Origin of the sequence: Geminocystis sp. NIES-3709, from assembly GCF_001548115.1 — a bacterium.
Classification (GTDB): domain Bacteria; phylum Cyanobacteriota; class Cyanobacteriia; order Cyanobacteriales; family Cyanobacteriaceae; genus Geminocystis.
This window is the reverse complement of record NZ_AP014821.1, coordinates 676324-692647: the sequence shown is the minus strand read 5'-3', so window position 1 is coordinate 692647 and position 16324 is coordinate 676324. Positions and strand designations below refer to the sequence as shown.

The following is a 16324-nucleotide window of genomic DNA, read 5'->3' as shown; positions in this document are numbered from 1 at the left end:
AAACAGTTCTGTTAGCTATGGCTCACGTCACTATCCAATGTCGTTTGATCGCTTCTCGTGATACCCGTCAATTTCTTTGGCAGTTGATGGCACAAAAGAATACTCCTCTTATCAACGAAATTTTGTTAAGGATAAAGCAACATCCTGACTTCCCCCACTGGAGAACAAAGAAAAGATTACCTAAAGATTTCTTAGCCCGACAAATAGCCGAACTCAAGAATAATTACCCTTTTGAAGAACAACCATCCCGTTTTTATGCCTCTGTTAACAAAGTCATCGACTATATTTACAAGTCATGGTTTGAAGTTCAAAAAGCCTTAGATTGGAAATTACAAGGTAATCTTCGTTGGGTAGAAATGCTATTGCCTGACACGGAATTAATTAAACATTTTGATAATTCTTTGGAATCCTTACAACAACAAGCTACTTTGATTCTTGACTCTATAGATTCAACAGTCAGTCACGATCGAATTTCAACAATTCTTTTTGAGAAGTGTGGCAAAACAAAAAAGCCTGAGATAAAAAGTGCGATTATTTATCTACTCAAGAATGGTTGTACTATCCCTAAGAAACCAGAAACAACGGAAAAATATCAAGATTTAAAGCGTAAAGTTGAGATTAAAATTACCAAATTACACAGACAAATTGAAAGTCGAATACCTTTAGGAAGGGATTTAGAAGATAAAAAGTGGCTTGATACTCTCATTACTGCTTCTACTACTGCCCCTATTGATCAAACGGAAGCAAATACTTGGTTTTCCATTCTCAAACAAAATCAGTCATCAATTCCCTATCCGATTCTTTACGAAACCAACGAGGATTTAAAATGGAGTCTCAATGAGAAAAATCGTCTTTCCATTCGTTTTAGTGGCTTAGGAGAGCATTCTTTTCAACTCTGCTGCGATCATCGTCAATTACCTTATTTTCAGAGGTTTTATGAGGATCAGGAATTAAAAAAAGCTAGTAAAGATCAATTGTCGAGTGCTTTATTTACCCTCCGTTCAGCTATGATCCTTTGGAAGGAAGATGAGGGAAAAGGTGAATTATGGGATAGACATAAACTCTATTTACATTGTACTTTTGAAACTCGTTGTTTGACGGCAGAAGGTACGAGTACGATCGTAGAAGAAAAGCAAAAAGAAGTTACCAAGATAATCGATTTGATGAAAGCAAAAGAGGAATTAAGCGATTCTCAACAGGCTTTTATTCGTCGTAAAAATTCTACTCTAGCGAAACTCAATAATACTTTTCCTCGACCTAGTAAACCTGTTTATCAAGGAAAACCTAATGTTCATTTAGGAATAGCTATGGGATTAGAACAACCTGTCACCATCGCCATTGTTGATATAGAGACAGATAAAGTAATCACTTATCGAAATACGAAACAACTGCTAAGAGAAGATTATCGGCTATTGAGAAGACGGAGGATAGAAAAACAAAAACTGAGCCATCAAAACCACAAAGCCAGAAAAAGATTTAACTTTCAACAAAAAGGAGAGTCTAATTTGGGAGAATACCTCGATCGACTGATTGCTAAAGCTATTCTTACTGTCGCTCAAGAATATCAAGTATCAACGATTCTTATTCCTCGATTAAGGGATATGCGATCGATTACTGAAGCAGAAATTCAACTCAGGGCGGAGAAGAAAATTCCCGAATACAAGGAAGGGCAAAAGAAATATGCTCAAGATTATCGAGTCCAAGTCCATCAATGGAGTTATGGCAGATTGATTGAAAACGTGAAGTTAATCTGCGAAAAAGTTGGTATTGTCGTGGTAGAAGCTAAACAACCAAAACAAGGCACATTGACGGAAAAAGCCTTACAACTTGTTTTGAGTGCTACTGAAAAAAATCTCAAGAAGAAATAGCACAAAATCAATTTCTTGAGATAAACTGGAAGTAATCGTGCCGCAGATCAAGTTAAATTAACCCCTGTTCTGTTGTTCTGTGAAAAATGAGGGGTAGTTTGCCTAGTAATAGGTTTGCTTTCTGTCCCTGATAACTGCTCTCTCTGATGCTGCGCACTGAATAAAGTGCGGAAACAAGGGGCACTCCCAGTAATAAGAGTTTGGGTTTACCAATGTAGTTGTTATCAAATCACCTCCGACCAAGGAGGAATCTCTATTTAAGCGTTAGTTAAAATGTACGAGTTACACAAACTCTGATTTTAGCCTTACGCAATCGCTAAAACTCTTATCAATTAAGGGATATAGCGTTTTAATAAAATGCAAAATTCGATCGAAAATCAGAATTTTAGTATTTTTAAGGGGGGCTTACGCAAACTGTCTTCACAAGCCTTGTTTTATAAGGTTTCTGACTAGGGGCAGTTGAAATAAGAAAATACCTTCTCTAGGGATTGAAAGACAGCTTTAAGATATGATAGGTTTGGTAGAACAATGTTGAAATAAGAAAATACCTTCTCTAGGGATTGAAAGGTGCTGGATACGGTGGGTTTGACGACTTACGTCAAAGTTGAAATAAGAAAATACCTTCTCTAGGGATTGAAAGAAAAAGAAAAATGAAAGATACTAAAAAATTAATTATAAATATGTTGAAATAAGAAAATACCTTCTCTAGGGATTGAAAGTTAAATTCAGTACCACCATCATCTGCTCTATTAAATCTGTTGAAATAAGAAAATACCTTCTCTAGGGATTGAAAGGCTTTTATTTTGAACTAAAACTCTACTAATTAGAATCTGTCATCGAGACGAAACAAAACGATCATATTTTCTTTTTAAAGTTATAATTTCAATAGTGCCGTAGATCAAGTTTTAACAACCTCTGTTCTATGAAAAATGAGGAGTAGTTTACTTTTTACAAGAAGTTTGCTTTCGGCTCCTGCTAACTACTTGCCCTGATGCTGTCTATCTTAGGATAGAGAAACTAGGCGCACTCCCAGCAATAAGGGTGCAGGTGTACTGCTATAGCGGTTAGCAAATCACTTTCGATCGAGGAAGAATTCTCTTTGAGAATTGAAAGCGAGTCCTGTCGCACCCAATCATTTAGACGACATTAATCTGTTATCACGTCATCTAATTTGTTAAGACGACACTAATCTGTTACCGATGACAAATAATTTGTTACTGTACATCAATTTAAAATACGAGCCAACGGCTAAGTAATACACGGGTGCGACAGGACTCGAACCTGTGACCGACTGCTTAGAAGGCAGTTGCTCTATCCATCTGAGCTACGCACCCTTCAAATACGTCTAACAATTATAACTTATTCTTCTGTTTTTTACAACTCCCAGTTTTTCTAATTTTTAAAAGAAAGCGAAGTATCTAAAAACCCTAAGCTAAAAATAATTTATTCCTCTTCAAAAAAAGAATCTTCTTTTGGGGTAATACGGTTAATTAAATTAATAAGATTGTCTCCTTTTTCAAGGGAAGAATCTTCGATAAAACGAATCTCTGGAGTATGTCTTAAGCTAATTCTTTGCCCTAATGCTTTTCTTACAAAAGGAGTACAGGCTTTTAGTCCTTCCATTGTTTCTTTTTTTGCTTCAGAAGTACCATAAATACTTACAAATACTCTAGCATGTTGTAAATCTCCAGAAATTTCAACTTCTGTAATACTAACCATTCCAGCACCTACTCGATCGTCTTTAATACCACTTATTAGCATTTGACTGATTTCTTTTTTTATCAAAGATGATACTTTTTCAACACGACGACTATTTGCCATTATTTTTATTATCTAAAACCAAAATGTTATTTATTCTCAGCTAGAAAAATTCTAATTATACAGGAGCAAGACCCAACATAGCTTTTAAGGTAAAATAAAGAAAGGAAAAAGCACCAATCATTAACCCAAATATAGCAGTAGCTGTCACGGGGTTTTTGAATAGAGGTTTAATTTGTTCCCACAAAAAAAAGAATATTCCTAAGATTAAACTCACCATGTAGCGAGGATAACGTAACACATTTTCCCAAAAGCCATCCATAATAAATAAATATTTATTCTAAATAATCTGTTGTCATATTGTCCAGTTTAGCAGAATTTCAGGTAATTACGAATTTAAAACTCTTTATTTCTATTACTTTTTTTGAGGAATGTTAATAATTTACTCTTTTTTAAAAAAGAAGAGCCGAGTTGTTATCGGAAAATGTAAATATTTTATGGAGAGGCGCTATATTGTTAGTCAAGTTATTTAGATTGTATAAGAACAAGAACTGCTATGGGGAAAATATCAACAGTTATATCTACATCAACGGTTAAGTCGCCAAATTTAGAATTATCAGCCTCTATGTTAGAGAATAACCCCAGTTCCCACAAAAGAAAAGTTAGTGATCAATTTCCAAAAGAGAAATCTATTAAGGTGTTTAAAAGGCTAATAATAATTACTACTGTTGTTTTCAGTTTTGGAGGTTTAGGGTTTGGTTTTGCTTTACGTTACAGTAATATTTTCCAGATTCATCAATCAAATAATGTCCCTTTCACCAATTTTTCTGACTAGGAATATAAGTAAATGCGCAAAATTATTTATTATCAAAACATTTAATATTCTTTAGGAAATACCTATTTACAATCATTACTAGGAGTTGTTGTTACTTCTACCGTCGCAAAACCACTATTTTTCATCAATTCAGTGATTAATATAACTGCTTTGTCATTAGCTTGGTTTAGTATTTTTTGTTGACAAGCTGTTTCTTTTATCTTGGTTAAGGTTTCTTGTTGTGCTTTTAGTTGTAAATCTAGGGCGACATCAGGACCTAAATTAAGAAAACCTCGATCGTAATTATAAACTTGAGATTGATTAAGGTCAATTTTTTCATCTAATATTTTTACTGGAGGTAATTCGATTTTGATGTTATCTCCTTGAATAACAATATCTTCTGCGGTGAGATTGCTTAAGTCTAATCCCGCTTTTACTTCTCCTCTGGCAACATATAATAAATTTGTTTCTCCTACTACCCAATTACCAATTTTACGATTGGAAGAAGTAGGTACGATCGTATCCATAACAAATATACTGGTAGTTAATTCACTAACTCCTTGTACTTGTCGAAGAATAACATGGGGATTTTTCGTAGTTGGAAGGGTAACTTCGTGATGAAATAAATGAGTTATACCTTGAATAAAATCAGTACCTGTTTTCCAAATACCAAATAATCCCAAAAGAATAACTAAAGTAAAACCACTACCACTAAGAAAAAAAAAGATTTTGAATAGATGAGGATTGAGAATAAATGGCTTAGAGGTATTCATCAATTACAATATTTTATTTTGGAGTTAGATAAATAATGCAGTTAAGAAATAATTATAGCAATTTTATGTAGATTTTTAAGAAATACAATGATTTTAAATGTATAGTAAACTTTCGATAAATCCTACAGCAAATTAACAGAGGTTATAAGATTCCGATTAAATCAAAATTGATAGTTCGAGGTTGCAAAACAGGTTAAAATTTTGATTTTTGACAATGATTATTGTATTTTTAATTGATTTTATCTAATAAAGTAGGTTATATTGGAAGTTTGCTTTATATTCAGGAGAATAATAAAATATGGCCGGATCTCAATTAAACGCCGATGTGTGGATTAGTGAATATATAACCCCCTACGATATATATGTTCATGGCATCACCAGTATTCTTGCTCACAAAAAAACCCCTTATCAAGAGATGTATGTGGTGGAAAGTGGTGTTTATGGTAAGGCTTTAGTCTTAGACGGTAAATGGCAGTCTTGTACAGGAGATGAATTTTTGTATCATGAGGCATTAGTTCATCCTGCGATGATTAATCATCCTAACCCTGAAAACGTTTTAATTTTGGGAGGAGGAGAAGGTGCAACCACAAGAGAAGTTTTTCGTTGGAATGCAGTAAAAAAAGCCATGATGGTGGATATTGATGGGGATGTGGTAGAAGCCTGTCGGGAGTATTTACCAGAAATGCACCAAGGTTCTTTTGATGATCCTCGCTTAGAATTAGTTATTGGTGATGCTTTTAATGTTTTGGATACCAGTGAGGCTAAATGGGATATTATCATTTCTGATTTATCTGATCCTATTGAAGAAGGCCCATCTTTTCAACTATTTACTCAAGAGTATTTTGCTCGTCTCAAAAATATTTTGCGAGAAAATGGCATTGTTGTAATACAAGCAGGACCGATCGCACCAGCAAATTTACACATTCATGGACGTTTAGTGAATACTCTTAAAGCAGTGTTTCCGAACGTTCACTCTTATTTTGCCCCAACTTGTACTTATGGCTCATCATGGGGCTTTGCGATCGCCTCCGAATCAACATTTGACACTCGTCCGGATCCTGAAAAAATAGACATTTTATTAGAACAAAAAACTACTGGGGATTTTCGTTCTTTTGATGGTATTAGTTTGCTAGGAATGTTACAAACACCGGGTTATGTCAGACAATGTATTGAAAAAGAGACAGAAGTTTATACTATTACCAAACCTGCCAAATTTTTTGGTAAAGGAGTTAGTAATTAACAATAAATAATAGACAATTAACAATTATTTTTCTACTTATCTTGGTATTAATAAAACTTAATATTTTTCATAAACTCTGACAGACATTAGTTTAACCTTGATCGATTTTAGGTTAATCAGAACTAAAAAAGAAACAATCCAAATCTTTTACGGTTTTTACTAAAAACAAAATCAATGATTAGGTTAAAATATTAAGTGAAGCGTGAGAGGAAAAATTTTTATGAATAAATTATTAGCTACAACGATCGCAGTTATTAGTACTTTTTTGGTAGTAAACTCCGCTAACAGTGAAAATCCGAATCATCGACAACAATTACTTGAAACGAATCAATGTATGGGATGTGATCTCAAAGGCGTTGATTTACAAGGAGAACACTTGATCGGTGCAGATTTGAGAAATGCTGACTTGCGAAATGCTAATCTTGAGGGTGTTAACTTGGAAGGTGCAGATTTGGATGGTGCAAATTTACAGGGAGCAGATTTAAGTAAGGCTTTCTTAACTAACGCAACCATGAATAATGCGAATCTGAATAGTGTTGATTTAACTTTTGCTGTTATTTTTGATGCTCAAGTTTATGGTGCTACGATGAATAATATGAATATTGAAAATGCTAGTATTTTTGAAACAAATATTGGTGTTGGTGGTGAATATCCTGATAATGAGTAATTAAGAATAAACATAGGATGTAGGATGTTAATTTGAACGAATTTTCTCCTACTCTCCTCATTACTCAATACTGATTTCAGTGACTAAAAGTTGTTAATTTTTAGGTTTAATTTCCGATTTTTTTTTCAAGATATGAAAATTCATCAACAAATAATTGACATCAAAACCAGTGGTAAATGTCTTCATAATATTACCCCTCAAATCAAAGATGTCTTGAATAATTCTGGGATTATAACAGGATTAGCAACAATTTTTATTCTTCATACTAGCGCTAGTTTAATTATTCAAGAAAATGCCGATCCTGATGTATTAGCAGATTTAAGTATTTTTTTTAGTAAACTTGTACCTGAGAATGGTTATGATTATCTTCATAGTTCAGAGGGTGCAGATGATATGCCTAGTCATATTCGATCGATTTTAACCAGTACTTCAGAAAATATCATAATTCGTCAAGGCAAATTATTACTAGGTACATGGCAAGGCATATATTTGTGGGAACATAGAACTCGATCACATTTTCGACAAGTAGCTATTCATCTTCAAGGTGTCGATTATTGATAAAGGTTCGAGCAAAAATAAATATTTACTGATTCTTCATTTCAAGAATTACTAATTGTTGAAAGGCACATATTAGGTTAATCTTTTTTAGGGAATAAATTAATATTTGTAAAAGAAAAAGAAAAATTATGGAACGTACTTTTTTAATGGTAAAACCCGATGGTGTACAACGTAACTTGGTGGGTGAAGTCATTAAACGCTTAGAAAATAAAGGTTTTACCCTTGTAGGTTTAAAATTAATGAGTGTTTCTCGTGAATTGGCAGAAAAACATTATGACGTACATAAAGAAAGACCATTTTTCAATGGTTTAGTTGATTTTATTGTTTCATCTCCCGTTGTTGCTATGGTGTGGCAAGGAGAAGGAGTTGTCGCTTCTGCTCGTAAAATTATTGGTGCAACGGATCCTTTAGCTGCCGAACCCGGTACAATTAGAGGAGATTATGGTGTTAATATTGGTCGTAACTTGATTCATGGTTCAGATGCGATCGAAACTGCCCAAAGAGAGATAGCGTTATGGTTTAAAGAAGATGAACTTGTCTCGTGGGAAAATGCCATGAAACCTTGGTTATTTGAATAATTTAATAATAACAATCAGAAATTAATAATTACTCATCACTCAAATATCAAATATTCCTCATTCCCTTAATTATGAAAGTATCTAAATATTGGGCAAAAATTCCAATTATCATCAGTATAATTCTGAGTTTATCTTTTAGTTTTATCAATCCTGTCTTGGCTTTAGGAGGGGTACAACCACCGTTAAATCAACCTGCACCACAATTTACGTTACCGACAAATGTAGGGGATGGGGAAATTTCTTTAACTGATTATCAAGGTAAATGGGTTGTTTTATATTTTTATCCGAAAGATTTTACTCCCGGATGCACCCTTGAAGCTCAAAGATTTCAAAAAGATTTAAGCAAATATCACAGTCTAAACGCAGAAATTATCGGAGTTAGTGTTGACGACGTTAACTCTCACCAAGAATTTTGTGATGAAGAAGGTTTGAAATATCCTCTTTTAGCCGATACTGATGGTAAAGTTAGTAAGTCTTATGGTTCATGGTTAGCTGGTTTTTCCATGCGTCATACTTATATTATCAATCCTGATGGAGTTTTGATCGCTCAATTTTTAGGAGTGCGCCCTGCTATTCACTCTCAAGAAGTTTTGACTAAATTACAAGAGTTGCAAAGTTATAGTTAGCACCTTCAACAGTGAACAATGTAAAATTGACAATTACCTCTCGCTAGAATTTACTCTTGATTGAATTTTCAAAGGTTAGACTTTTATCTTTTTCCCCTTAAAAAAGGAGGCTTTAAACCCCTGAATGGATCAATTATCAATTGGTAATAATTTCTATATCCTACCTTCATCAAAAATTTTATGGTTTACTCAGGTAAAATTCATGTCACTTATTTGAATAAAAATGGAATCTATTACTCTTAATTTTGTTAGTAAGGAAACATTATTTGCCGTTTCCTTGTTTCCCTATCTAGGGTTTTTGTGGTTTCTCACGAAATCTCAAAAAATGCCTAAACTTGCCCTGATGGGATTTTATTTGTTATTACTTTTTGTTGCCATCACTATTCCAGCAGGAATTTATGCAGAAACACATTTTCATACCTCTTTGGCTAATGTCGATTGGTTACACGGCGGTGCAGAATTTTTCTTAACTTTATCTAATATTTTTGTGGTGTTGGGATTTCGTCAAGTCGTGATTCAAAAAGAAAAAGAATAGTTTATTAAGTTAAGATATATTAAGAAATATATAAATTTATAACTTCCGTCAGCCATGCTTGATTTAGACAACATCAATTCTTCTCCCCCCTCAGAAGATAGTTTAATAGCTTCACCAACTTCTCATAATGCTCTTAGTAAAGATAAAGATATATTTAAACATCGTCATATCGGTATCGGTGAAAAAGAACAACTACTGATGTTGAAAAAGTTAGGTTATGGTGATTTAGATACCTTAATTGATTCCGCAGTACCTCAAGCTATTCGTCTTAGGAATCCTTTACAATTACCCTCTCCTCAAACAGAAATTGAAGCCTTAGCTACTTTAAAATCGATCGCCCAAGAAAATAAGGTATATCGTTCTTATATTGGCATGGGTTATTATAACTGCATCACTCCTGCGGTTATTCAACGTAATATCCTAGAAAATCCCAATTGGTACACTGCTTATACTCCCTACCAACCCGAAATCGCCCAAGGAAGATTGGAAGCATTATTAAACTTCCAAACCATGATTATCGACTTCACTGGGTTAGAAATTGCCAACGCTTCTCTGTTAGATGAAGCCACCGCCGCCGCCGAAGCCATGACGATGAGTTATGCTGTTACTAAACATAAGTCTAATACTTTTTTTGTCGATCGAAACTGTCATCCTCAAACCATTGAGGTTATTAAAACAAGAGCAAAATATCTCGAAATTGAGCTAATTATTGATAATCCTCAGACTTTTGACTTTGAAACGTCTATTTTTGGTGCTTTATTTCAATATCCTGCTTCTGATGGCACAATTTACGATTATACAAATGTCATTGAGCAAATTCATCAACAAAAAGGTCTTGTGACTCTTGCCGCCGATTTGTTAAGTCTTGCCCTCTTAAAATCCCCCGGTGAATTAAATGCTGACATCGCAGTAGGAAATACCCAACGTTTTGGTGTACCATTAGGTTATGGTGGTCCTCATGCGGCCTATTTTGCAACTAAAGACGAATATAAACGTCAAGTACCGGGACGTATCGTAGGAGTTTCCAAGGATGTACATGGACAACCAGCCTTAAGATTAGCTTTACAGACAAGAGAGCAACATATTCGCAGAGATAAGGCAACCAGTAATATTTGTACTGCTCAAGTTTTATTAGCCGTTATTGCTTCTACTTATGCGGTGTATCACGGGGAAGAAGGGATAAAAAATATTGCTTTAAGAGTTCATAAATTGACAAAAATTTTAGCAAAAGGTTTAGAAAAACTTGGTTATCAAATTAAATCTCCATACTTTTTCGACACTATAACGATCGAAATTGAAGATTATGATAGTGTTCTTTCTTTAGCTGAAAGTAATTTAATCAACTTCCGTTATGATAAAAACTCGATCGGAATTAGCCTTGATGAAACCACTACCCTTAAGGATGTTAAACAAATTTTAGCTATTTTCGGACAAAATGAGCTTAGTATTGAACATTTAGCCATAGATAACTTGGGTATTCCCTCAGATATGCAACGTCAAAGCCGTTATCTTACGGAAACAGTTTTCAATCAATATCACTCAGAGACAGAGTTACTACGTTATTTACACCGTCTCGAAAGTAAGGATTTATCTTTAACCACTTCTATGATTGCGTTAGGTTCGTGTACTATGAAACTTAATGCCACTGCCGAGATGTTGCCCGTGACATGGGCAGAATTTAACAGTATTCACCCCTTTGCACCTTTATCTCAAACTCAGGGTTATCAAACTCTTTTTTCTCAACTGGAGGCATGGTTAGCGGAAATTACAGGGTTTGCTGGTATCTCTTTGCAACCCAATGCAGGATCACAAGGAGAATATGCAGGGTTACAAGTTATTCGTAAATACCATGATAGTCGAGGGGATTTCGCACGATCGATCTGTTTAATTCCTGAATCTGCTCATGGTACAAATCCTGCCAGTGCGGTGATGTGTGGATTAAAAGTAATCCCCGTGAAATGTGATACAGAGGGAGATATTAATATTGAAGACTTAAAAGCGAAAGCGGAAAAATATAAGGATAAGTTAGCCGCATTGATGATTACTTATCCTTCTACTCACGGCGTTTTTGAAGAAGGCATCAAAAATATATGCGGTATTATCCATGCTTTTGGAGGACAAGTTTATCTTGACGGTGCGAATATGAATGCCCAAGTCGGTTTATGTCGCCCTGGAGATTTCGGTGCTGATGTATGTCACCTCAACTTACATAAAACTTTCTGTATTCCTCATGGTGGTGGTGGTCCGGGTGTAGGACCTATTGGGGTAATGCCTCATTTAGTCCCTTTTTTACCTCTTAGCTATCAGCTATCAGCTATCAGCTATCAGTCTTTAGAAATTAGTAATAGTGACTCTATAGGCATGGTTTCGGCGGCGCCTTGGGGAAGTGCGAGTATTTTACCTATCTCGTGGATGTATATTGCCATGATGGGAAGTCAAGGGTTAACTGATGCCACAAAAATAGCCATTCTCAATGCTAATTATATTGCTCATCGTCTTGCTCCTCATTATCCTATTCTTTTTACGGGGAAATCCGGGTTAGTTGCCCATGAGTGTATCATTGATTTACGTCCGTTGCGTAAAACTGCTCAGATTGAAGTGGAAGATGTTGCCAAGCGTTTAATTGACTATGGTTTTCATGCTCCTACTATGTCATGGCCTGTGGCTGGTACAATGATGATTGAACCGACAGAAAGTGAATCTTTAGCTGAACTCGATCGATTTTGTGATGCTATGATTAGTATTCGTCAGGAAATAAGCTCGATCGAAATGGGTACAATGGATCATGAGGATAATGTCTTAAAAAATGCCCCTCATACTGCTATTAGTCTTATTTCTGAGGATTGGAGTCATCCTTACAGTAGAGAAGATGCTGGGTATCCTGATATTTTTACTAAACAGCATAAATTCTGGCCTGTAGTTGGACGTATTGATAATGCTTACGGCGATCGAAATTTAGTATGTTCTTGTATAGGAATGGATCAATATAATACTAAAGAGACTTGAACAAAAATTATGCTCAAATAAAGCCTAAACTCTTTTTACCTCAGTTCGATGAAAAAATATTGTCGAAAGGTTAGCTATCAGCTATTGTTAAGTTAAATTTCTTGTCAACATTAGTAATTGATTACTGATTTTTTAATGGGAAAAAGGCTAAAAGCTAAGAGCTAATCCCTACCTTTATCCATAAATTTTATAGCTTTCTCAGCTTCTTTTTACAACTCAGAAATATGTCAAGATTTTCATTTAACCCTAATTAATATGTTTCCTGATTATCAATTAATAAAAATCCAAACTTTAGCTAGTGGAGATATTTTAGAGATACCAACTTATACTTTTGAGGGAAAAAAAGGTGATAAAAAAGTATATATTCAAGCTAATTTACATGGTGCAGAAATTGTTGGTAATGCAGTTATTTATGAACTAATTAGGTTTTTTAGTAAATTAAATAATAATGATATTCAAGGAAAAATTTTATTAGTACCTGTATGTAATCCAACAGGAATTAATCAGAGAAATCTCTTTTTTTCAACAGGAAGATATAGTCCTTATGATGGGTATAATTGGAATCGTATTTTCTGGGATTATAGTCATGAGAAAGTTAATTTTGATAATTTTGTTGCAGAAAATATCAATCTAAATAATCAAGAAATACAAGCTAATTTTTTAAAGGATATTCTTAATAAGTTTAAAGAAAAAATTGATAATATCAATCTCGATCGTAGTATTTCTTTTTCTGAACATTACCGCAATATTTTACAATCCTTGTCTTTAGATGCTAATTATATTATAGATATTCATAGCTCCAGTGTCAAAGCGATCGACTATCTTTATTGTTTTGATTTTCGTCAAAATAGTGCTGATTATTTTCTCTTTGATTATGCTATTTTAATGAATAAATATGATGGGAATGCTTTTGATGAAGCCTTTTTAAATCCTTGGTTAATATTAGAAAAAAAGTTTATTCAAGCAGGAAGAAATATCACTTTTGACGTAGAATCATGGACTTTAGAATTAGGCTCAGGAATGACAGTGAATGAAGAATCTGTAACCAAAGGTGTTAGGGGAATTATTAACTATTTATGTGCAAAAAATATGCTTAATTTAGATCTGATAATACCCTCAAAAACTACTAAATTTGTACCTAAAAATACCATTAAAAGTTATTACGCACCCCAAGGAGGAATTATTCGGAATCGCCGGAGGGAAGGTACAAGTGTTAAAAAGGGTGATATTCTTTATCAACTTCTGTCATTTTCTAAAGGGAAGGTAATGCCCACTATAATAGAGATAAAATCAGCAGATGAAGGCATAATTTTTGATGTCTCTACTAACGATACTGTAAATCAAGGCGAGTATATTTTAGGTATTTTTCCCCATGTCTAACCTTATTGAATCATTTTTACCCATTATTCCCATTGCATCCGATGAGTTTAAATCAGGGTTTGTCGCTATTATCGGACGTCCGAATGTTGGTAAATCTACTTTAATGAATTACTTAGTGGGGCAAAAAGTAGCAATTACTTCTCCCGTAGCACAAACTACTCGTAATCGTTTACGGGGCATTTTAACCACTCCAGAGGCACAAATTATTTTCGTTGATACTCCCGGTATTCACAAGCCACACCATGAATTAGGTAAGGTTTTGGTACAAAATGCTATTTCAGCTATTAATAATGCTGATGTGGTTTTATTTGTGGTAGATGCTTCTTCTTCTGCGGGGGGGGGCGATCGATATATTACCGAATTATTACACAAGAGCAAGACACCGATAATTTTAGGATTAAACAAAAGTGACTTACAAGGAGAAGATAGGGAAAAACTCAATGAAAGTTATCAGGAAATTTGTCAAGAAAACTGGCAAATAGTTAATTTTTCAGCAATAACAGGAGAAGGATTAGATAATTTACAACAGGAATTAATAACAAAACTAGATTATGGCCCTTACTATTATCCCCCTGATTTGGTAACGGATCAACCAGAGAGATTTATCATTGGAGAATTAATTAGAGAACAAATATTATTATCAACGAAAGAAGAAATACCCCATTCCGTAGCGGTAACAGTGGAAAAGATGGAAGAAAGTCCAAAACTTACCAAGATTTATGCGGCGATTAGTGTGGAGAGAAATTCTCAAAAATCTATCATGATTGGTCATAAAGGAAGTATGTTAAAAGAAATTGGATCGGCATCTCGTCAACAAATGCAAAAATTATTAAGTGGTAAAGTCTATTTAGAGTTATTTGTCAAAGTTGAACCAAAATGGCGACAATCACGATTAAGATTAGCCGAATTTGGCTATCAAGTTGATAATTAGGGGTTGGTAAAAAAATATTTTGGGGAGGGTAGAAGATAGGAGTTAGGAGATAGATAAAGAAAAATCATCGCAAATAAAGTTATTTTTAATTAAAAGTTGAGAATTACTTATTATTTATTACTCTGCCTTGTCAATAATTGAATATTTCAAAAAAGTTACTCATGAGGGTAAGCCATTTGTCTTAAATCAATAGCTCGATCGAATTCTTCTGCCGTGAGATAATCTAATTCGAGGGTGGCTTGTTTTAGGGTAAGGTGTTTTTTATGGGCAAGATGGGCAATTTTCGAGGCTTTATCATAACCAATTTTCGGACTAAGTGCCGTTACTAACATCAAAGATTGATTCACTAACTCATTGATTCTGGGGAGATTCGGTGTCATATCCTTAACGGTAAAGTCAGTAAAGTTGTTACAGCTATCAGATAAAATTTTGATGGATTGGAGAACATTGTAAACCATCATAGGCTTATAAACATTCATATCTAAAATACCACTTGCCCCGGCAAAACCCACCGCCGTATCATAACCCATAACTTGCACCGCCACCATAGCTAACGCTTCACACTGTGTCGGGTTTACCTTTCCCGGCATTATAGACGATCCGGGTTCATTTTCTGGTAATTGTAACTCATTAAATCCCGCCCTAGGGCCACAAGCCAATAAACGAATATCATTAGCGATTTTATATAGTGAACAAGCAAGGGTTTTTAAGGTTGAGCTTAACATTACCATAGCATCATGAGCGCCCATGACGGTAAATTTATTCGGGGCAGTTATGAAGGGTAAACCCGTCAATTCAGCGATACATTGGGCGGATTTGGCTGGAAAGCCTATAGGTGCATTTATACCTGTACCTAGGGCTGTGCCTCCTAAAGCCAATTGATAAATTCCGGGTAAGGCTTGATTTATTCTCGTTAAATTATCCTCTAACATCCCCACATAACCAGAAAATTCTTGCCCTAAACTCAAGGGTACTGCATCTTGTAAATGAGTTCTACCAATTTTTATAATTTCTTTCCATGCCTCAGCTTTTTCCTCTAATGCGTCTCTTAATTTTGTTACTTTGGGGATTAAACGTTCATTAATTGCGATCGAAACTGCTATATTCATAGCGGTAGGAAAGACATCATTTGAAGACTGAGACTTATTCACATCATCATTAGGATGAATAGGGTTTTTACTGCCTAATTCTCCTCCGACAATTTCAATGGCACGATTAGCAATAACTTCATTAACATTCATATTAGATTGTGTACCGCTCCCTGTCATCCAAACGTACAGGGGAAAATGATCATCTAACTTTCCCTCGATAATTTCATCGGCGACTTGGTTAATGAGTTGGGTTTTTTCTGTAGATAACACTCCCAATTGGTTATTAGTAATGGCGGCTGCTTTTTTGACGATGGCAAGGGCTTTTATTACTTCTAGGGGCATTTTATCTTCCCCAATGGAAAAATAATGTATCGATCGTTGCGTTTGTGCGCCCCAGTATCGATCGGATTTTACTTCAATTTCGCCCATGCTATCTTTTTCAATACGAGTATCTTTATTTGTCTCAGTCATAATCTTTTTGATAGGAATAGTCTTAACT

At 34.7% G+C, this 16324-nt stretch carries 15 protein-coding genes, 1 tRNA gene and 1 CRISPR repeat array; of the genes, 11 read left to right on the top strand and 5 right to left on the bottom strand.

Translation table 11 applies throughout. The annotated features are described in order from the left end of the window. Positions 1 to 17: 17 nt before the first annotated feature. Positions 18 to 1868 (top strand): type V CRISPR-associated protein Cas12k, encoded by a 1851-nt coding sequence (gene cas12k, locus GM3709_RS02900; RefSeq protein WP_066116114.1) that lies wholly within the window; start codon positions 18 to 20, stop codon positions 1866 to 1868. 458 nt (positions 1869 to 2326) lie between these two features. Continuing rightward, a CRISPR array of direct repeats spans positions 2327 to 2662; the repeat unit is 37 nt; unit sequence GTTGAAATAAGAAAATACCTTCTCTAGGGATTGAAAG. 466 nt (positions 2663 to 3128) lie between these two features. On the opposite strand, the gene GM3709_RS02895 is transcribed toward cas12k, so the two are convergent. From GM3709_RS02895 to GM3709_RS02885, 3 genes are all read right to left on the bottom strand, one after another. After that, positions 3129 to 3202: transfer RNA gene (locus GM3709_RS02895), tRNA-Arg, on the bottom strand. A 109-nt stretch (positions 3203 to 3311) separates the two neighbouring features. Further along, complete coding sequence (gene rbfA / locus GM3709_RS02890; RefSeq protein WP_066116112.1) at positions 3312 to 3689, bottom strand: 30S ribosome-binding factor RbfA; 378 nt, start codon at positions 3687 to 3689, stop codon at positions 3312 to 3314. 55 nt (positions 3690 to 3744) lie between these two features. Then, entirely contained in the window at positions 3745 to 3948 is a 204-nt protein-coding gene (locus GM3709_RS02885) for a DUF751 family protein (protein WP_066116109.1), read from the bottom strand. 234 nt (positions 3949 to 4182) lie between these two features. Between GM3709_RS02885 and GM3709_RS02880 the strand changes: the two genes are divergently transcribed. Continuing rightward, complete coding sequence (locus GM3709_RS02880) at positions 4183 to 4461, top strand: hypothetical protein (RefSeq protein WP_066116106.1); 279 nt, start codon at positions 4183 to 4185, stop codon at positions 4459 to 4461. 62 nt (positions 4462 to 4523) lie between these two features. On the opposite strand, the gene GM3709_RS02875 is transcribed toward GM3709_RS02880, so the two are convergent. Next, positions 4524 to 5213, bottom strand: a complete 690-nt coding sequence (locus GM3709_RS02875; RefSeq protein ID WP_066116105.1) for a DUF4230 domain-containing protein — start codon at positions 5211 to 5213, stop codon at positions 4524 to 4526. Positions 5214 to 5511: 298 nt separating this feature from the next. Between GM3709_RS02875 and GM3709_RS02870 the strand changes: the two genes are divergently transcribed. The 9 genes from GM3709_RS02870 (at position 5512) to era (ending at position 14734) form a co-directional block, all read left to right on the top strand. Beyond that, the gene (locus GM3709_RS02870; RefSeq protein WP_066116103.1) at positions 5512 to 6453 is read left to right on the top strand and encodes a spermidine synthase; all 942 of its coding nucleotides are present in this window, start codon (positions 5512 to 5514) and stop codon (positions 6451 to 6453) included. A 220-nt stretch (positions 6454 to 6673) separates the two neighbouring features. Further along, positions 6674 to 7120 (top strand): pentapeptide repeat-containing protein, encoded by a 447-nt coding sequence (locus GM3709_RS02865; RefSeq protein WP_066116100.1) that lies wholly within the window; start codon positions 6674 to 6676, stop codon positions 7118 to 7120. Between the two features lie 132 nt (positions 7121 to 7252). Next, the gene (locus GM3709_RS02860; RefSeq protein ID WP_066116097.1) at positions 7253 to 7678 is read left to right on the top strand and encodes a secondary thiamine-phosphate synthase enzyme YjbQ; all 426 of its coding nucleotides are present in this window, start codon (positions 7253 to 7255) and stop codon (positions 7676 to 7678) included. Between the two features lie 128 nt (positions 7679 to 7806). Then, a complete protein-coding gene (gene ndk / locus GM3709_RS02855; protein ID WP_066116093.1) occupies positions 7807 to 8256 on the top strand; it encodes a nucleoside-diphosphate kinase in 450 nt (149 codons plus the stop codon). 71 nt (positions 8257 to 8327) lie between these two features. Continuing rightward, complete coding sequence (locus tag GM3709_RS02850; protein WP_066116091.1) at positions 8328 to 8882, top strand: peroxiredoxin; 555 nt, start codon at positions 8328 to 8330, stop codon at positions 8880 to 8882. A gap of 223 nt (positions 8883 to 9105) precedes the next feature. Continuing rightward, positions 9106 to 9417 carry a DUF3593 domain-containing protein gene (locus tag GM3709_RS02845; RefSeq protein WP_066116089.1) on the top strand — a complete coding sequence of 104 codons (312 nt, stop codon included), beginning with the start codon at positions 9106 to 9108 and terminating at the stop codon, positions 9415 to 9417. 54 nt (positions 9418 to 9471) lie between these two features. After that, positions 9472 to 12423, top strand: coding sequence for an aminomethyl-transferring glycine dehydrogenase (gene gcvP, locus GM3709_RS02840; RefSeq protein WP_066116087.1), 2952 nt, complete (start codon positions 9472 to 9474; stop codon positions 12421 to 12423). Positions 12424 to 12678: 255 nt separating this feature from the next. Further along, the gene (locus tag GM3709_RS02835) at positions 12679 to 13803 is read left to right on the top strand and encodes a succinylglutamate desuccinylase/aspartoacylase family protein (protein WP_066116086.1); all 1125 of its coding nucleotides are present in this window, start codon (positions 12679 to 12681) and stop codon (positions 13801 to 13803) included. Then, complete coding sequence (era, locus tag GM3709_RS02830; RefSeq protein ID WP_066116084.1) at positions 13796 to 14734, top strand: GTPase Era; 939 nt, start codon at positions 13796 to 13798, stop codon at positions 14732 to 14734. Before GM3709_RS02835 ends, era begins: the two co-directional genes overlap by 8 nt. 155 nt (positions 14735 to 14889) lie before the next feature. On the opposite strand, the gene fumC is transcribed toward era, so the two are convergent. Beyond that, a complete protein-coding gene (fumC, locus tag GM3709_RS02825; protein ID WP_066116082.1) occupies positions 14890 to 16296 on the bottom strand; it encodes a class II fumarate hydratase in 1407 nt (468 codons plus the stop codon). Between the last annotated feature and the right edge of the window lie 28 nt (positions 16297 to 16324).